Genomic DNA, 19,012 nt, shown 5'->3' with positions numbered 1-19,012 from the left:
GCTGAAATGAGCGTCGAACATTCAAGCGATATTGACAACCCCACTTCGTCTTCTTTTCCGCAGTCGCCCGAGCAAATCGCCGAGAAACTGCAGCAGTGCGGCGACACCATCCGAGAACACGTCGTCAATGCTTCTAAATGCGGCCAGTCTTTCGATGAAACCGAGCGTGCCGTGTGGAATCTTGTCTTGAAAACCGGCTTTCTGGCGATGGAGCTCTTCACCAAACTCCAAGGCAAGGGGGACCTTGGTGATCAAGCGGTCAGCGAATCAGGCAAAACACTGCGACGCAGCGAGAAACCGACCGACACGGTGGTTCGGTCGATTTTCGGTGAACACGCCTTTCAACAGTACACCTACAGCCCGGGAAAGAACAAGAGAATCGAACTGCATCCGATCAGCGCCCGCATGCAACTGCCGGAGCACCGCTGGTCGTACCTGCTCCAAGAGTTCTCCCAAATGTTCTGCGTCGAATCCGCATTCAACCAGGCCGCTGATAATCTCGAACTCGTTTTCGGAGCGAAATTCTCGATCGACACGCTCGAACAGACCAGCCAGAGAATGGGGGTCCAGGCCGATGCCTTTCTGGACGACTTGCCGACGCCCAAAAAGAAGGATGAAGCCGAGCTTCTCGTCGCTTCGGCCGACTGCAAGGGCGTTCCCTTGATCAAAGACGATGCCGCCAAAGTGGCTGCTTTTGAGACAGCAAAGAAACGGCCCGGAAACCGTCGCATGGCAACGGTCACGAGTGCTTACACCGTCGATCCCTATGTTCGCACAGCCGAGCAAATTGTCGCTGCCTTGTTCCGTGATGACAAAGAACCCGGCACGCAATCACGCAAGAGCAAAAAGAAACGACCGCGGCCAAAGCACAAGCATACATCGGCTCACTTTCCCGCGACCTTCGTGGACGACGATACGGAGGTTCCCATCAGCGGTATCCACGAGGGGATCGCATGGCTCGCAGATCAAGTCAGTGTCCGCCGAAAGAAACTCCAAGTGATCATTCTGTTAATGGACGGTCAGCAGAGCCTCTGGGAAGTCGCGCAGTTACACTTAGGCGACGATCCATTAGTGGTGCCAATCTTGGACATCATTCACGTAGCGACTTACGTGTGGGAGGCTTCGTCATTGTTCGAGAAATCCAGCGAAAAGCGAGCAGCGTTTACGCGGGAGCGATTGCTGAAAATCCTGCGTGGTGAGGTCAACGGGGTGATCCGAGGGCTACGTCGAATGGGTTCGCTTGGGAAACTCAAGGGCGATAAACTCAAAGACCTTCGACGCATCTGTGGTTACTTCGAGAAACACAAGGATCGGATGCGTTACGACGAATATCTTGCTGCAGGCTACCCGATTGCCTCGGGTGTGATCGAAGGCGCGTGCGGGCACTTGGTAAAGGACCGCATGGAACGAAGCGGGATGCGTTGGACGCTGGAAGCTGCACGGAGCATGCTCAACGTGCGGGCGGTATTTCAGAGTGACTACTGGGATAAATTCTGCAAACAGCGAGTCACGGAGTTGAGCGAGAGCACCCATCCAAACCGTAACATGGTCTGCCACTACACTCCGCTTACCATGGCATGTTAACCGGCGGGTTGCCGGTCACACTCCTTTTGTTGCTTAAGGTCACGAGTGCATCCCGTTACGATCAAAATCCAAACGGCGCAATTCAAAAAGCAAAAACGTTGGATAGAAGTCAGCATTAATATAGGCAACGCAATGAGAGGCACTCGACTTTCTCAAATTTTACCTTTTTTCGCAGCAGCCGTGCAATTCGTCGTATGGAAGGAATCGCGAAGTTCAAGAAAGATCGAGTCTCGCTAATTTTTCCAATACATCAAAGTCCCCAGAGTGAATGTGTTTTTATCGAAGCGATCGGAAAATTCGTTGACACACAACAGTTGGCCGTTCCGAAAACAAATTTCCATGCTTTGTTTGGTCGGAATACTCGTGGGGTGCAATGGGGACGAATCGAAGCAGGGGCAGTCTTCAGGTTCGTTCGCTGGCGGTGTGGAGTCGGCTGCCACGGACGGCACGAAATCGCGTGACGAAAACGCGTCTCGGTTGCGAAGCCTCTTGTCGCGAGGGGAACTCGCTTTGGACGCCAATGATCTGGAGGCAGCGGCAAAGTTTTCTCAGGATGCTTTGGTCCTGAACCCAAGCTCAGAGAAAGTTCGCTGGCTCGCAGTTCGGGTTGCAGTTGCATCCGGTGACCACGCCGCCGCAATCGAATTATGCGAATCGATCGACTTGGATACGGAACGGGGCTTGGATGCTCTTGAACAACTCGCGGAATCCTTACTGCAATCGAATCAAAACGCCGAAGCCATTGAGTGCCTCTCCGAGGCGATGACACGATTGCGAAACGTGCCCGAAGCGAGCGGCCGGTTCTCACAAGTCATTGAGCTGCGCCGCAGGCTGTCGTTTCTGCTGAACCAGCAGGGGCGCTGCGAAGAGGCCGCCCGGCAAGTCGATGCGTTGGTGCAAACCGGCGTCGCCACGTTCGAGGAAACCTGCTCGCTGATTCGTCGCAATGAATCCGCACCTGTGATGGATGCCCCCAAGGAAGACGCCCCCAAGACCGCCCGCTGGTTCTTCAGTCGCGGCGAGTTCAGTCATGCACTGGCGATACTGCAGCAGCACGAAACGGTAGCGAATGATATTGATGCATTCCACGCTGCCCCATTCGCGTTGCGAGGCCGCCTCTTGGCGGAGTTACAGGACGATCAGGCAGTGCGGCAATGGCTCGCTGACGCAACAGAGCCTGCGAAAGAGCTGAGCGACTACTGGGCGGCATTGGGAATTTTTCTTTTCGATCAACAATCCTATGAAGCATGTGCCCGAGCGTTGCTCGAAGCGGTTCGTCGCAATCCAACCGATCGATCGTCTTGCCAACGTTTGGCCAAAGTGTTGGATGCGTTAAATCAACGTGATTCGGCGGAGCAATTTCGGTACCGTGCAATTCAATTGGCGAAATCCGAGGAACTCTTGGCCGACATCCTGGATAACCCAAGCGATCCGGCGCTGAAACAATTGATGGCCCAGTACATGCTGCAATTACAACGTCCCTTTGAAGCGTTGCATTGGACACTGCTGGCGTTGGAGCCAAGCGCGACGCCCGCTCGAACGGTCATCGCACAACGTCGTGCCGACCTACGTGCAAATCCCGATGCCTTGAGAATGCCGTGGGATGCTGCTTTGTTGGGCTTGAAGCCCGAAACATTCGAAATCGCCGGTTCGCTCGAGCAACTGGAACGAATGCGTGATCCCACGGATAACCAAGACCCGTTTTCGGATCAGCCATTGGCGGTGCCAGTGTTCTCGGATGTCGCCTCAGACATGAAACTGAGTTTTCAATGGTACAAGGACACCGAGATTGACCTCAGCTCCATTGCGTTGCATGAGTCACTTGGCGGCGGCATCGCCGTGATCGATATCGACTTGGACGGATCGCCAGACGTTTACTTTGCCCAAGGTGGATGCCAGCCACCCGACGAGACCGCCACTCTTTCGAACCAATTATTCCGCAACGTTGGCAACTCGTTTGCCGACGTGGGACACCAAGCTGGCACCGATGACCATCATTACTCCGCCGGAATTGCCGCGGGCGACGTCAATCAGGATGGCTGGCCCGATCTGTGGCTGGGAAACCAAGGTCCCAACCGGTTGATGATCAACAATGGGGACGGCACGTTTCGCGACGCGACTGAGCTTGTTGGAATGAACAGCAACGACATGGTGACGGCATCCGTCGCGATCGCCGACATAGACGGCGATCGTTTGCCAGACCTTTTTGAGTCCAATTATATCGAGACCGAAGGCGCGTATGCAGCACCGGCGCTGGATGATGAAGGAGGCGTCATGACACCATCGCCGCTGACTCACTATGCGAGCCCAGACCGTTGGTTTGCAAATCAGACCAACGGCGCGTTCATTGAACACGTGATCGATCGTGAAGCTGCCAAGCCCGCGACGTCTCTCGGTGTGATGGTGTCGGATTTCGATGGAGACGGACGAAACGAAGTGTTCGTCGCCAATGATGTCCGCCCCAACCATCTGCTGAAGCATACCGGCAACGGCAAGCTGGCAAACATTGCCGACTCCGCTGGAGTGGCCAACGCCTTCAGTGGCGCGTCGTATGGCTGCATGGGAATCGCGACAGGCGACTTCAATCACGATGGTCGAGTGGACCTGCACGTCACCAACTTTTACAACGAACCGGCCAATCTATATCTTCAGGTAGACAATGGATTTTTTTCTGACCAGGCGATTCGATACGAGCTGGACTCGCCGAGCAAGAACATGGTCGGTTTCGGGTGCAAAGCCATCGATGTCGACCATAACGGCTGGCAGGACCTGTTCGTTACCAATGGGCATATATTTGATTTGACCCACAAAGGACAGCCGTTTCGTATGTCCTAGCAGTTTCTCTACGGCAGGAACGACCGATTCGAACCGGCAGATATCCAAGATGAGTCTGGCTATTGGGCGGAACCGGTGCTTGGGCGTGCGATGGCCCAGTTTGACTTTGACAACAACGGGGCCATTGACCTGGTGATCAACCATCTGGACCGACCGGTTGCACTACTGAGAAACCAGACGCGTTCCGATGGCCAGTGGATTCAACTGGAACTGATCGGCACTCAATGTGAACGCGACGCGATTGGTGCGAAGGTGCTGGTCACCACGAACCGTGGCAGCCTGTCGACTTGGATGACAGCCGGCGATGGCTACTTTGTGACGGACCAACCGATACTGGATCTCGGGTTGGGCGTCGGAGCAATGCTGCAGAGCATTGAGGTCACATGGCCTACTGGGGAGGTTCAGGTTTGGAGCAACGTGACCGTGAACAAGCGATACCTGGCGACGCAGGGGCAGGATGAGCTTTGGGAGCGAGAGTTGAAGTAACGGGGTGCGAACGGATTTCGAATCCGGATTCTTCGTTAGCCGCAGCGTGATAGCGGTTCGTTGATGTAGTCCGTTTTTGGAATTGAAAGACTGTAGGATGGGCACTCTTGCCCGTCTGAGTATTGAATGTCGGCCAAGAGTGGCCAAGCTACGACTAATTCAACACCCGATAGCGGGTCGGCGACACCAACGCCAAAAAAATGCTTCTCCCGTGAGCCACGGGAGAAGCATCGTGTTGATCATGACAGCGTTGCTGCCACTACTGATTCAGTGATTCTTCGACCACTTCGGAAGAAGCACGTGTACCGAGGGCACCCCAAAGACCGTAAGGGCTTGGAGAGCCTGCGGGATTGATGGCCCATGAGTCCCAGCGAACGGGCGGAGCACTTGAGTTGCCCGCTTCGACCGAATCGCTCATGAAGACGACCGCACCGTCGGCCATCAAGATGTGTGCACCACCTTGGTGGCGACTGCTGGGCGGCAAGATACCTTCATTGTGAACGTTGCCTTGCATGCAGATCTCCGAGTTGGGTGGCAAGATCGTGTTCATGCCTGATTGAAGTGGGCGACCGTACGCCCACTTCATGCCCCGGGTCCATTCTTGAACAGACCCACCAACGGCAATCGGAGATTGGACAAAGGGCGCACCGGCGACCCAGAAACGAGGGCGAATGGGATCCAACATGCCCCGGCATGCCAACGCATTGTCCGGGCCCTGAGGGTTTCCGGAGGTTGCCATGATGCTCGTCGGAGCCTGGGGCGGATGGGTTCGCTTATCTCGGTCACCAAGGCTCGTCGCAATTTCGCCAGCGGCAATGGTATTCGACAGCCCGTCCAGGATATCGCGGAACTTGGTTTCGTTGCTGGCCACAAACACACCGCGGCAAGCAGCCTTTTCTGCAAGAGCCCAGTTGGCATTGGGAGTAAGCCCGTTGTCTTGCTCGTTACCGACGTGCATGTGGTGAGGCGAATCACCAAGGCATGCCGCATAATTCGTACGTCCCTGAGCGGGCAAGCCCACACCGGGATCGCTGGGACAACGCAGCGTCGGAATGTCGGTCAGCCACGGCGTATACGGAGCAGTTCCGTGATGCGCAAGCGTCATGCGAGGATCTGGTCCCATGGCTTGATAGTCAACCGTTCCGTCTCCGTTGTAGTCCATCGGGTTGCTGATCTGCTCCCACAACCCTTGTTGCTCCATGAAAGGCAGCAGGCCGGGCAGGTAGCTCAGTTCGTTGCGGTTGTGACCACCACCACCGGCCACCGGTAGTCGTGGATCGGGCGTGCCTGAGTTGGCGGCGTAAGTCGTGCCTGCCGAGTGAGCGGGCAAGTTCTTGTAATTGGAATGGTAATTCTGCATTGCCAATCCGAGCTGTTTGAAATTGTTGCTACAGCTCATCCGCCGTGCTGCTTCGCGAGCCGCTTGGACGGCTGGCAACAGCAGGCCGACGAGAATGCCGATGATCGCAATGACCACCAACAATTCGACCAACGTGAAACCAGCGCTCTTCATCGTTTTGCGCATAAAAAACCTCTTAGAAAAAGAAAGAAAAAGAACTCGACACTCGGCTCAGTTGCCCGCGGTGTCGCCATTGCCCACGTCGCCGCCGTCTACTTCTGGTTCACCAGGATTCTCGTTGACATAAGTAGTCAACTCATCCTGACTGGGGGCAGTTGGGCCAGAATCGCCACAACCAACAAAAAGACAAAGTGGAAGCAACGCCCAAAGGCCGAAACGTACAAACGCCATGAGAACCTCATTGAAATAGAAGCGAGGATTGAATAGTCAGCCGCTGCAGGCGATAGCAGCATACTGAGGGACATAGGCCCACGACAGTGTCGTGATTACTGTAAGGGTAGCCGATTGGGAATCTGATTTGTCCCCTTTGTCCAGCGATGTCCGGGAAAAATTCGGCAGAATTTCGTACCGCTTTTTTTTAGGTATTGCCGTCTTTTTTCTGCGAATTGCTAATCCATAACACGACGACGGCAGCCCTTTTATGCTACCGCAACGCCCGGTGTTTTGCCGCAAAGCCCGGCAGAATAGCGGTCAAAACAGATCACTTGAGTGAGACCAAAGATGCTGGCGAGAGTCGCTGCCGGTTCAACGCCAGGGCTATTCAAAGGTTCGTGTTGACTCGGAATTCGGCTTCTCAGGTATTGTTCTGCGAAGCTCCGTCCGTCGAGCCTGCAGCTTGCCTATTTAGTGAGCCGCTAGGCGCTAGCCCGGATTATTCATCAGCCGCAGCGCGATAGCATCCGGTTCCCGAAGTATTGGATTGAGAACCGGGCGCTATCGCGTGGCGGCTGATGTGCGCAGACTGTTTTCGTGCCGATCCACGCAAGCCGTTTCGCGCAAGCGTGTTGCGTAGACTGTAGTGAGTCGCGTGAATGATCCGAGTCAGTCGTTAGCGTTGAACACGGGCGCTGCCGCCTTCGGCAAACGCTTCCACTTCGGCAAGGGTGGCACGGGTGACATCGCCAGGGAATGTCGTCAGCAGTGCACCGTGTGCCCAACCGATCTTGAGAGCTTCCTCAGCCGGTCGTCCATCAATCAAGCTGTAGATCAAACCGCTTGCGAATCCATCCCCACCGCCGATGCGATCGATCACATCAAGTTCCGCAGTGGGAGCGACGTGGTTCTTTCCGTCGTACCATAACACGGCACTCCACGAGTGTCGGTTCGTGGAGTGGACTTCACGCAGCGTCGTTGCCACGGCTTTGACATGCGGGAATTTTTCGGTGACGTTTCCGATCATTCCAAAGAAGCTTTGTGGATCGAGCTTGCTGTCGGATTTTTCTTCGACATCAGGGCCTTTGACGCCGAGTCCCTTCTGAAGGTCTTCTTCGTTGCCGATCAAAACGTCCACATGCTCGACGATCTTGGCGATCATCTCTTGGCCCTTGGCCAAGCCGCCGATCGTGTCCCACAGCTTGGCACGATAGTTCAAGTCGAATGAGCGAACCGCGCCGGCTTCCCCTGCGGCCTTGAACATTTCGATCACGACATCGGCGGTGGTGCTGGACAGTGCGGCAAAGATGCCTCCGCTGTGAACCCATTTGCAACCGCCGGCGAAGATCGCTTTCCAGTCAAAGTCACCGGGTTTGAGCATCGCGCCGGCTTCGTTGGCGCGATTGTAGAAAACAACGGGAGCGCGAACGCCTTGACCACGATCGCTGTAAACGGTCGCCATGTTTGGGCCACGCACGCCGTCGTGCTTGAAATTTTTGTAGTAAGGACGAACGCCCATCGCACGGACTTGGCGTTGAATCAATTCACCGATTCCGTTGTCGACCATTGCGGTGGCAACACCGGTTTTCAAACCGAAACAGGACGCAAGATTGGCGGCGCAGTTGTACTCGCCGCCTGAGACGTGGACGTCAAACGACGTTGCAGTGCGGAAAGGGATCACGCCTGGATCCAAGCGGTGAACGAGGGCACCCAGTGCCAGGAAATCGAGTTCTGTATCGCCGCTTTGAATGTTCAATCCGCTCATTAGATTTCTGTTTGGGTATGGGGGAATGGGTGATCGTTTGGAAAGGGAAGGTCAGATCGTGACCGATGCAAATCCGCCGTCGATGGCGATGTTTTGACCGGTGACGAACGAGGAAGCTTGTCGACTGGCTAGCCATACGGTGGCGCCGGCTAACTCGTCCGGTTTGCCGAATCGACCCATCGGGGTGTGACCGATGATTTGGCCGCCACGCTCGGTGTAGCTGCCGTCTTCGTTGAACAACAACTTGCGATTTTGTTCAGCCGGAAAGAAACCGGGGCTGATCGCGTTGACACGCACGCCGGTGGTTGCCCACTCGCGTGAGAGCCACAGCGTCAAGTTGATCACGGCGGCCTTCGCGGCGGAATAAGCGACGACGCGGGAGAGCGGAATGATTCCGCTCATCGATGCGATGTTGATGATGCTACCGACGCCGGCATCGATCATGTCGGGCGCGAAGACTTGCGCGGGCAACAACGCACCGCCGACAAGGTTCAGATCGAACACGTCGCGCCAAGCGTCCAGGGGCAACTTGCAGACATCGCCGCCCGGTCCGATGGTCGCTTCGGGACGATTGCCGCCCGCGGCGCTAACCAGCACCGATGCAGGAGCACCCGCCCACTGCTTGATCGCCTCACGGGCTTCGTTGAGCGAATCGCCGCTGAGTCCGTCTGCGGCAAAAAACTTGGCTTCGCCACCGGCCTCGGCGATCTTGGCCGCGCGGGCGTTGCCCCGTTCAGGGTTTCGCCCGACGACGGCGACTTTGGCACCGTAGGCACCCAGTGCCTCGGCCATCAAGCCGCCCAGTTCGCCGGTTCCGCCGATCACCACGGCAACGTCATTGTCTAATCGAAAAAGGTCATTCATGGCGGTAGTTTAGCTGGACGTGATAGGACACAAAAGCACCCACGATCGATCAAGAAAGATCGATCAAACTTTCGCCGGTCATCTCTGCCGGTTTGGGCAAACCGAGCAGTGCCAGCACCGTGGGAGCGATGTCGGCCAAGCGACCTCCTGCTCGAAGCGTTTTGCCTTCGACGCCTGCTTCCACCACGATCAAGGGAACGTCGTAGGTGGTGTGCGCGGTGTGCGGTCCGCCGGTTTCGGGGTCAATCATTTGTTCGCAGTTGCCGTGGTCTGCCGTGACGACCAGTGAGCCACCCTTGGCCAACGTCGCTTCGACCAACTTTCCGACGCACGCGTCCACGGTCTCAACCGCTTTGACGGCCGCTGCCAGGACCCCGGTGTGTCCGACCATGTCACCGTTGGCAAAGTTGACGATGATCAGTTCGCTTTCGCCGGATTCGATGTCGGCCAGCACCGCATCGGCGACTTCGCCGGCAGACATCTCAGGCTTTTGGTCGTAGGTCGAGACGTCTCGGGGCGATTGCGCCATTTGCCGGTGTTCGTGCCCGAACGGTTCGTCACGGTAGTCATTGAAGAAAAACGTGACGTGGGGATACTTTTCGGTCTCGGCACAGCGGAACTGATTCAAGCCGAGGCCCTCGACATACTCGCCGAGGATATTGGGCATCTTGGCCGGTTTGTCAAAGATCACGTTCACCGGCAATCCGGTTTCGTAGCCAGCCATGGTGGCAAAGAAAAGATTGTCGATCTTGTTGCCGCGATCAAAACCGCCGCCTTCGATTCCGGCCCAAGCCGCATCGTCGTACACGAATGCTTTGGTCAACTCTCGTGGTCGGTCGCCGCGATAGTTCATGAAGACGACCGCATCGCCGGGTTGCACCGTCACCGGACCGCTGCCATCGTCGACCGTCGTCGCGCGAACGAACTCGTCACCCGATCGCCCGGCCTCTGTCGGATTGTCGTAGTAGGCTTGAATGGCCGAACTGGCGGACTCGGCGCGTGTGTCACTGCCTTGGGTCAGCAACGTGTAAGCTTCCTCGACACGGTCCCATCGGAAATCACGGTCCATCGCGTAATAGCGTCCGATCACGCTGGCGATGCGACCGGTCTGTTGTTTGTCGATGTGCTGCTCCAACTGTCGAACAAACCCGAGTCCACTTTGAGGCGTCGTGTCGCGACCATCGGTAATGACGTGGATCGCAAACCGATCTTTGCCCAGTCCGTGTTGCTTGGCAAAATCGATCATGGCAAACGCGTGGGCCAAATCGCTGTGGACACGACCGTCGGACATCAATCCCAACAGGTGCAGCTTGCCGCCGGTCTGCTCAATGTGCTTGATCGCCCCCAGCAGACTCGGCTTTTCAAAGAACGATCCGTCGCGAATCGCTCGCGTGATCCGCATGACCTCCTGGTCCACAATGCGACCGGCACCGATGTTTTGGTGACCGACTTCGCTGTTGCCCATCACTCCATCGGGCAACCCGACATCCTCGCCGGACGTGTGGATCAGGGTGTGGGGATATTGCTGCGTCAGGGCATCGGCGACGGGGGTTGACGCCTGGACGATCGCGTTGGCGTGATCCCATTGTGGGAACGGGTTTTCGCCCCAGCCGTCTCGAACAATCAAAACCACGGGTTTTCGGCGAACTTCGGTCACAGGATCGATTCTCAGATGGGAGGGAGGGAAACGGAGAGGTCAGGACGACGTCCACTGGGTTCATTTGCTCGAAATCCTAGTCGAGAAACGGCACGAACGAAAAGGGTCACAGCTTTTGCGAGCCAGTACACGGCAAATTGGGGGCGATAAGGTCACCTTGACGGTCATCTTGACTGACGGCCAGCGGTAGGCGGGCAGCAGTCATCTCTGGGCTGACTTGGTTCTGTTTGCCACACCTGCATGACCGGCCTCCGATGCATTACGCTTGGGGCTTGTGTCAATGACGTCCAACCGCTGGAGAAGATCCGCCATGCCCCTGATCCAATTCGACCCGTCCGGCAGCATTCATCCCGAGTACGGGATCACCCAACAGCAGATCAATGATTTGGCCGGTCGGCTCGGTGAACTGCGTGACGAAATGGTGACGACGGATCGCGAGCAGTACGACAGCGGCGATATTCCTGCGGAAAAGCAACCGTTGGACGCACGTTTTTTCTGGCTGCCCGAAGAACAACTGGCGGCCTACGAGGCCGACCGCGAATCGAGCGAACTGGGCCGGATTTTCAAAGTCGCCAATGGATTGCACGATCATCTCGACGCCGCCGCAGTCTTGGGGATCGGCGGATCGTACATGGGCGCCCGCGCCATGATGGACGCTTGTTGCGATCCCTATCACAACGAACTGTCCCGCGCCGCTCGTGGCAGCAAACCTCGAATGTATTTCGAAGGCAACAATGTCGACAACGATGCCAGCGCCGCGTTGATGAACCGCTTGATCGCCGGCGGTTACGGTGACTCCCCGGCCGAAGAACGCTGGGCGATCGTCGTGATCAGCAAGAGCGGCGGCACACTGGAAACGGCTGCTGCATTCCGCCAGTTCTTGCGAACCTTGGAATCTTCGCTTGGCGACGAAGCCCCGCAGTGGTTGTCGCGACTTGTCATTCCGGTCACCGGCGAAAGCGGCAAACTGCACGACCTGGCGACCGAGATCGGATGCGGAGAAATCTTCAGCGTTCCCGACGGCGTCGGCGGACGCTTCAGCGTTCTGTCACCGGTCGGATTGATGCCCGCTGCCATGTTGGGTCTCGATTGCATGAAATTGCTCGCCGGTGCGGTCGAGATGAACGATCACTTCAAAACCGCCAAGTACGCCGACAACGTGGTGCTGCAATACGTCGCCGTCAATCATCTGCTGTCCCAGCATCGCGGCAAGACCATCCGCGTGATGAGTGTTTGGACCAAAGCTCTCGAGTCACTCGGCATGTGGTACGACCAACTGCTCGCCGAGTCCAACGGCAAAGACGGCTTGGGCGTCACCCCGCTGACCACGGTCAACACACGTGATTTGCACAGCCGACATCAACAGCACCAACAAGGTGCGAACGACAAAGTATTCAATAACGTGATCGTGGACTCGTACCGCAGCGACGCGATCCCCGTCGGGCACTCGGATCGCAATCAAGACGGATTGAACGACATCGCCGACAAGACGCTGCCCGACATCATGGCCGCAGCGATCAAAGGAACCAACGACGCGTTGCATGCGGACGGTCGACCGACCACCGACATCGTGCTGCCTGGAATCGACACGCATGTGATGGGGCAACTGTTCCAAATGCTGATGATCGCTACGGTGATCGAAGGCCGTTTGCTGGGCATCAACCCCTACGGCCAACCCGGTGTGGAACAGTACAAAAAGAACATGAACCGAAACCTCGGCAGAGCCTGATATGTTCGTGCATTGATTGCCTTTTAGAAAACCAACGCCCACTTCCATCCCCCCGACTCCATGTCCTCCGTCGACAAACTTTTCAAACAACTCAAATCGTCTGGCACGAAAGCGCTGATGCCCTTTTTGACCGCGGGTGATCCCGATGTCGAAACCACCGCAGCGATCTTGCGTGAACTGCCCGATGCAGGCGCCAACCTTTGCGAAATCGGCATCCCCTACAGCGATCCGATCGCCGACGGACCGGTGATCCAAGCGTCCTATCAGCGAGCGCTGGACAACGGCTTCAAACTGCAACACGCGATCGACCTAGGCCATCAAGTCACCAAGGACATCACGATGCCTTTGGTCACCATGGTCAGTTACGCCATCATCCATCGCGTCGGCTTGACCCAGTACGTGTCCAAGGCCAAGGCGGCAGGGTACTGCGGCGCGATCGTTCCGGACTTGCTGGTCGAGGAAGCAGATGAGTTGTCCGCGGTTTGCCGTGGCGAAGACTTTAGCCTGATCCAATTGGTCACACCCACGACGCCACGTGAGCGTCAGGTGCGGATCGCCAATTCGTCCTCCGGGTTCTTGTATTACGTTTCGGTCACCGGCATCACGGGCGAACGAACCGAGCTGCCGCCGGAGTTGACCGACAGCGTGACTTGGCTGCGTGGCGAAACCGACTTGCCGATCTGCATCGGCTTTGGGATCAGCGGCCCCGAAACGGCAGCCAAGCTGGCCCCGGTGGCCGACGGACTGATCGTCGGCTCGGCCGTCGTACGTCGCATCGCCGCCGAAGAACACGGAACGACAGCCCCCCAAAGAGTCGCCCAGTTTGTACGCGAGCTGCGCTCGGCGATCGACAACGCTTGAGTGGAAACGAATAGGTTTCGAGCGACAAGGACAGTGAGCCTCAGGCGCTAGCCGTGGGCCTGTGGCGAATTGTGGTGCCGGCCCACGGCTAGCGCCTGAGGCTCACTCTGATTGCGATGCATGGAACGAAAACATGAACTCAGGGCGTATGACACCACCGAGCGTTTGATAGCGCAACGTGCTTCGCCGAGTGCTCTATCGCGTCAGGATCGCATTCGCCGCGCGCATCCCGCTGTTCATCGCCCCTTGAATACTGGGCGTCTCACGATGGTCGCCGCACAGGTACACGTTGGACGGACCTCCGAAATCCGCTGCACTCACCGATGCCAGCACCGGGTCAAGCGATGTCTTGGGTAATCCGAACGGCACGTCGTAGCGACACAGCAATCTCCATCGCTCCGTCGTGCCGCCAAACCAAGCGTTCAATTGCCGACGTATCTGGACGTCCAAATCGGCCGGATCATCCAAATTGAATTCATCGCCGACGTTCACCGAAATCAACGACTTGCCCGTCGGTGCATACTCGGGTGCAACGTCACTCATGACAACGGCCGTCTGCACCGGGCCGCTTTCATCCCCACGCAACATCAACACAGGACGTTTTTCCTGCATCAAATCTGCCGCGTAGTAAAACGTGCTGGCACTGGCCCAAGGCGTCGTCAACGACTCCAGGCCGAGCAACCGCGCCGCTGCGTTGCTTTCCGTTGCAACGACGATGTGCGACGCATTCATCACCGATTCGTCGGTCAAGTGAACTTGACCGTCCCGGATAGCCGCCACAGTGGTTCGCAATCGCACGCTACCCCTGGGCAATTTCTCAGCAAGTTGTCTTGGGATCGCTCCCATTCCTTCGGCCGGAACCGCAACGTCTCCTTCGGCGAACATGCGAAACACGAACTCCAACATTCGCGACGAAGTTTCCAGCGATTCGTCCAAGAATACTCCACCGAGGAACGGGCGAAAGAATCGATCGATCATCGTTTCCGAGAAACCGCCAGCTTGCAATCGCTGCAACGTCGAGACGCCCGGACGCTGATAGATCGTTTCCAGATCGCCTCGGCGACTCTCACGACGCAGTTTTGCAATGCGGAGCTTGTCCCCAAGGCTGCCGACAGGACTCAGCGCCGTCTGGATCGCGGCAGCGGGGCGACGCCATGGGTCGGCAAGTGTCGCGAATCGACCGGCGACACGCACCAACGCCCCCGGTTGGAACGACCGCAGTTTCAAAGCGTCATAGTCCAACCACTGGCGACAAGCGGGGTAAGCGGTGAGTAAAACCTGGAAACCATGGTCCAAAACAAACCCGTCGACGACATCGCTGCGGACGCGTCCCCCCACACGATCGGTCGCTTCCAAAACCGCCACCGACTTGCCGGCTTGAGTCAACGCGTTGGCACAAGTCAGCCCGGCGAGACCGCCGCCGATGATGATGACTTCGGGTGAAGTCACGTCAGGTTCAGATGAATGTGACAATGGATCCGTGTCCTGTTGGTGAATGATGGGGTGGTCAATGTAACGACTGTTCGGGCAGGTTCCCACGTGGCTCGAGGCGTAAGGGGCGGTCGCTGGGCTTTATGCCGATTTTGACGGCACGCGAAATCGCACTGCCTGCTTTTCCCTCACCTGATCCCGCTTTGCAAATCTGCTCAATTACAATGACGGCGATCCTGGATCGGCCGTTGATGCACTTGGTAGTGGCATTCGCCAGAATTCCTCTCGCACAGGATTTCTGGCGAAATCCACGACGCCATTTGTTAAGGATGCGTTCCTGCGGCGGTCCCAGGCAGCCCGTTCAACCAAACGTCTGTTGCGCGGGGTTCGGTGATATTTTTTGACTCTCGATTCGGTGAAGTGAAGTTCCATGCGAGTGATTGTGACGGGATCCAGCGGTTTGATCGGTTCGGCAGCGGTGCGTCATTGGGATGCCGCGGGCGACGAAGTCATCGGGATCGACAACGACATGCGAGCCACCTTCTTTGGCGCCGCAGGCAGCACCAAGTGGAATCAAAGTCGGCTTGAGTCCGAGACAAAGAATTTTCGCACCGTGTCAATCGACATTCGCGACAAAGACAAGATCTTGGACTTGTTCAAGAACGAAACACCCGATCTGATCATTCACTGCGCGGCGCAACCGTCGCACGACAAAGCTGCCGCGATCCCGTTCCTGGACTTCGAAGTCAACGCGAACGGAACGCTGAACTTGTTGGAAGCCACCCGGCAATTCGCACCTGACGCCGTGTTCTGTCACATGAGCACCAACAAGGTTTACGGTGACGCGCCCAACGAACTGCCGCTGAAAGAACTCGACACGCGATGGGAGTACGCTCGCGACGAAGACTATGACGGGATCGATGAGTCGTGCCGCATCGACCAGACCATGCACTCTTTGTTCGGTGCCAGCAAGACCGCCGCCGACGTGTTGGCTCAAGAATACGGTCGCTACTTTGGACTCAAGACCGGTGTGTTCCGCGGCGGCTGTTTGACCGGTGCCAGCCACAGCGGCGTCGAACTTCACGGATTCCTCAGCTATCTCGTTCACGTCGCCGTGACCGGCAAGCCCTACACGATCTTTGGCTACAAAGGAAAACAGGTTCGCGATCAGATCGAATGCAGCGATGTGGTCAAAGCCTTTGAAGCGTTCTCAAAGAATCCACGACCGGGCGAGGTGTACAACATCGGCGGCGGACGCGACAACGCAGCCAGCGTGCTGGAATGCATCTCGATGATCGAAGAAATCGGCGGACACAAAATCAACTACGCGCTCGGCGATGACAATCGCAAAGGCGATCACATTTGCTACATCAGCAACCTCGCAAAACTTCGTCGCGACTATCCCGACTGGGACATCCGCGTCTCGCTCCATGACATCCTGACCCAGATGATTCAAGCCGAAGAGCAAAAGCAAGCCGTCGCCACGTCGTAGCGGGTCATGTTTCAGTCGAATCACACGACAAAACACGGGAACCGGACGCTATCGCGCAGCGGCTGATGCAATATCCGGCCTAGCCGTTTAGGCGAATGCGAGGGAAATACAGATTGTTTTTCACAACCCGACGCGTAAGCGAGGGATAAGCAAGAGACACACAGCACAATCCCTCGCTTACGCGTCGGGTTAGGAAACATCCGGGCTAGCGGGCCGTTGATTTAATCGAAATTGGGAACGCAAGGGTGAGCCGTGGTCCGTAAGGCACCGGGCAATGCGGTAGGCCCGGCCGCTTACGCGTCGCGGCTCACTAAATCAACAGCCCGCTAGCCCGTCGGCTCACTAGTGCATCGTCCAGTCTTAGAACGTGGGTTCGGTAGATGAGCCGTTTTAGCGTTAGCCACGGTTTTCGTGACACAACCGTGGCTAACGCCAAAACGGCTAACCCCAAAATCAAGACCGGACGATGCACTAGCTCGGCTAACCACCCAGCACGCGGTAGACCTCTTTCTCGTCCGTCCAGCCTTGCTGGACATACGACTCCGCACAGGATCGCAGATCATCCATCCCGCTGCTGGCGGCCGCATCGACCATGCACTGACGCATCGCACCCAGTGAGTCACCTCGCTCCAAGCTGTCGGCCAACGCGTCGCCGATCGGGTCGATGCCGTCGAGCGTCAGCGCGCCGGCGATCGGCAATCGGCCATGATAGCCGGTGTCCGAGCATGCATCGCAACCGTTGCCGTGACACGACGAACACAGACGTCTCAGCAAGCGTTGACAGACGACCGCGCCGATCCCGCTACGGATCGCATGCGGGGGAACACCGAACTGCACCAGACGTCGCAGCGCCGCAGGGATGTCGCCCGCGTGGATGGATGAAAAAATCAAGTGACCGGTCAAGGACGCTTGCATCACGGCTTGGGCGGTTTCCGGATCGCGGATTTCGCTGACCAGCAACACTTCACTGTCTTGCCTGACGGCGCTTCGCAATGCGCTTGCCAGCGTCATCCCGCCGCCGCGATTGATCTCGCTTTGACTGATCGAATCGATCAGCGATTCCACCGGATCTTCGATCGTGACCACACTGCGTCGAGGACGCATGCCTGCAATACGACGCAACATCGCGTACATCGTCGTCGTCTTGCCGCTACCGGCCGGCCCCGCCAACAGCACCGCGCCACTTGTTCGCTCGCTCATCGTGATCAGTTGCTCGCGAACACGGTCGGGCAATCCCAGTGACTCGATGGAGTCGAACTGGTCGTTGCGACGCAACAGCCGGACAACGGCTCGCGGTCCGTGGACGCTGGGAAAGACCCCCAGTCGCATCGACACATCGCCATCGTTTTCGGTCGCGACCGTCGACGATGTCCAGTTCAACCGGCCTTCCATCGGCTGGGTGTCGCGATAAGTCGGCAGCCCCGCCAGGACCATCAACCGCGTGACGGGATCGCAATCACTGTGCCGGGCAAGCGCGCCGACCGGAGCCAGCACGCCATCGATTCGATACAGCACTTCCCAGCCATCGGCACGCGGCTGCAAATGGATATCGCTCGCTTTGGAGGTGATCGCATCGGCCAAGACGGCATCGATCGCTTGCACCGCATATTGAGCGGAATGGACGGGGAGGTTTGCGAAGCGGTTTTCCACGAGAACGTTTTTGGGCTGAACTTGATGGGAACGTGTGAACTTGATCCAGCGGTGAGTTTTTTGTTAATGCCTAGCAAGCAATCGTTTACCACGCTCGACCGGCGTGCCCCCAGCATTTCAACGCGTGGAGAGAACGCAACATGGCGAATCGGCTCGTTGTTGCTTTCAAACACGTGGGCGACGCCGTGTTTGTCGTGCTGCTGTCGGTCGTGCTGCTGTGTCTGTCGACCGGTTGCGCGTTGCCGACCGGAATCCTCCGCTCTCGCTGGGCCATGGATGACCCTGAGTATGCGGAGAAATACGCCAAGGGTGCGAAAAAGTCTGATGTGCTGGGGAAACTGAAACAAGCCGCGGACGCAAGGTTCATGGCCGACGCCAGCGGCATGTTTGTCTCCGGCGGTGTGACTCAGCGTACCAACAATGACGAAGGCATGCTGGCATTGGACATCGGCGGCGAACACTATCTGTCCAGCTATTTGACCGGTCGTGCCTCCTTGATGGGCATGGCGAACTCGGACGATTGGTTCACCGGGGTCGACACAGGCCTGCGTCTGCAAACGCCGACGAGGCTGGCGCCGTTCGTGGGCCTAGGGGCGTACGCGGGGTTTGCCAGCGAGGAAGTCTTGGCGGACGACGACGGCAAAGACAACGACGACGACGGACGGATCGATGAATACCGCGAACAGGACGAGGTTTTCTCCGGTGCCTTTGCCGCCCTTTATCCAGAAGTTGGCACCCATTTTTGGTGGACACCCGGAGTCCGGCTGACTGGGTTTGGACGCTACATGGTCTCGACCGAGGGGCGGGACTCCGACGACTGGATGATCGGAATAGGGGTCGCGTTTTTTAACAATCCCTTCACACCATCCCCCAAGATCGACACTCTACAAATCGAGCCGGTCGAGGTACCCTGAGGGCAGCGATCA

General features: G+C 57.2%; 13 protein-coding genes. 7 read left to right on the top strand and 6 right to left on the bottom strand.

Features of this window, described 5'->3' with window-relative positions; translation table 11 throughout:
- Positions 1 to 6: 6 nt before the first annotated feature.
- The 3 genes from Pla52nx_RS23985 to Pla52nx_RS23975 all read left to right on the top strand — a co-directional run bounded on the left by Pla52nx_RS23985 (position 7) and on the right by Pla52nx_RS23975 (position 4,905).
- Positions 7 to 1,584 (top strand): ISKra4 family transposase, encoded by a 1,578-nt coding sequence (locus Pla52nx_RS23985; RefSeq protein ID WP_197455184.1) that lies wholly within the window; start codon positions 7 to 9, stop codon positions 1,582 to 1,584.
- 339 nt (positions 1,585 to 1,923) lie between these two features.
- Positions 1,924 to 4,419 (top strand): FG-GAP-like repeat-containing protein, encoded by a 2,496-nt coding sequence (locus Pla52nx_RS23980; RefSeq protein ID WP_146522726.1) that lies wholly within the window; start codon positions 1,924 to 1,926, stop codon positions 4,417 to 4,419.
- A gap of 90 nt (positions 4,420 to 4,509) precedes the next feature.
- On the top strand, positions 4,510 to 4,905 hold the full coding sequence (locus Pla52nx_RS23975) for an ASPIC/UnbV domain-containing protein (protein WP_146522725.1): 396 nt from the start codon (positions 4,510 to 4,512) through the stop codon (positions 4,903 to 4,905).
- Between the two features lie 259 nt (positions 4,906 to 5,164).
- Here the strand turns inward: Pla52nx_RS23975 and Pla52nx_RS23970 are convergent, their stop codons facing one another.
- The 4 genes from Pla52nx_RS23970 to gpmI form a co-directional block, all read right to left on the bottom strand.
- On the bottom strand, positions 5,165 to 6,430 hold the full coding sequence (locus Pla52nx_RS23970; RefSeq protein WP_146522724.1) for a DUF1559 domain-containing protein: 1,266 nt from the start codon (positions 6,428 to 6,430) through the stop codon (positions 5,165 to 5,167).
- A gap of 883 nt (positions 6,431 to 7,313) precedes the next feature.
- Positions 7,314 to 8,402 carry a sugar kinase gene (locus tag Pla52nx_RS23965; RefSeq protein ID WP_146522722.1) on the bottom strand — a complete coding sequence of 363 codons (1,089 nt, stop codon included), beginning with the start codon at positions 8,400 to 8,402 and terminating at the stop codon, positions 7,314 to 7,316.
- Positions 8,403 to 8,453: 51 nt separating this feature from the next.
- Positions 8,454 to 9,266, bottom strand: a complete 813-nt coding sequence (locus tag Pla52nx_RS23960; RefSeq protein ID WP_146522721.1) for an SDR family oxidoreductase — start codon at positions 9,264 to 9,266, stop codon at positions 8,454 to 8,456.
- Between the two features lie 49 nt (positions 9,267 to 9,315).
- Positions 9,316 to 10,923 carry a 2,3-bisphosphoglycerate-independent phosphoglycerate mutase gene (gpmI, locus tag Pla52nx_RS23955; protein WP_231742517.1) on the bottom strand — a complete coding sequence of 536 codons (1,608 nt, stop codon included), beginning with the start codon at positions 10,921 to 10,923 and terminating at the stop codon, positions 9,316 to 9,318.
- Positions 10,924 to 11,233: 310 nt separating this feature from the next.
- On the opposite strand from gpmI, the gene Pla52nx_RS23950 reads away from it, so the two are divergent.
- Positions 11,234 to 12,652 carry a glucose-6-phosphate isomerase gene (locus Pla52nx_RS23950; RefSeq protein WP_146522719.1) on the top strand — a complete coding sequence of 473 codons (1,419 nt, stop codon included), beginning with the start codon at positions 11,234 to 11,236 and terminating at the stop codon, positions 12,650 to 12,652.
- A 60-nt stretch (positions 12,653 to 12,712) separates the two neighbouring features.
- Complete coding sequence (trpA, locus tag Pla52nx_RS23945; protein ID WP_146522718.1) at positions 12,713 to 13,513, top strand: tryptophan synthase subunit alpha; 801 nt, start codon at positions 12,713 to 12,715, stop codon at positions 13,511 to 13,513.
- Between the two features lie 195 nt (positions 13,514 to 13,708).
- Here trpA and Pla52nx_RS23940 read toward each other — a convergent pair whose 3' ends face one another.
- On the bottom strand, positions 13,709 to 14,986 hold the full coding sequence (locus Pla52nx_RS23940; protein WP_146522717.1) for an NAD(P)/FAD-dependent oxidoreductase: 1,278 nt from the start codon (positions 14,984 to 14,986) through the stop codon (positions 13,709 to 13,711).
- 388 nt (positions 14,987 to 15,374) lie between these two features.
- Here Pla52nx_RS23940 and Pla52nx_RS23935 point away from each other — a divergent pair, with 388 nt between their 5' ends.
- Entirely contained in the window at positions 15,375 to 16,436 is a 1,062-nt protein-coding gene (locus Pla52nx_RS23935) for an NAD-dependent epimerase/dehydratase family protein (protein WP_146522716.1), read from the top strand.
- 480 nt (positions 16,437 to 16,916) lie between these two features.
- Here Pla52nx_RS23935 and Pla52nx_RS23930 read toward each other — a convergent pair whose 3' ends face one another.
- Positions 16,917 to 18,086, bottom strand: coding sequence for a GspE/PulE family protein (locus tag Pla52nx_RS23930; RefSeq protein ID WP_146522715.1), 1,170 nt, complete (start codon positions 18,084 to 18,086; stop codon positions 16,917 to 16,919).
- Positions 18,087 to 18,226: 140 nt separating this feature from the next.
- Between Pla52nx_RS23930 and Pla52nx_RS23925 the strand changes: the two genes are divergently transcribed.
- Positions 18,227 to 19,000: a hypothetical protein gene (locus tag Pla52nx_RS23925; protein WP_231742512.1), complete on the top strand. Its 774-nt coding sequence runs from the start codon at positions 18,227 to 18,229 to the stop codon at positions 18,998 to 19,000.
- The last annotated feature ends 12 nt before the right edge of the window (positions 19,001 to 19,012 follow it).

The organism is Stieleria varia, from assembly GCF_038443385.1.
GTDB lineage: Bacteria > Planctomycetota > Planctomycetia > Pirellulales > Pirellulaceae > Stieleria > Stieleria varia.
The sequence above is the reverse complement of the archived record's forward strand: the minus strand, read 5'-3'. Positions and strand labels throughout refer to the sequence as shown.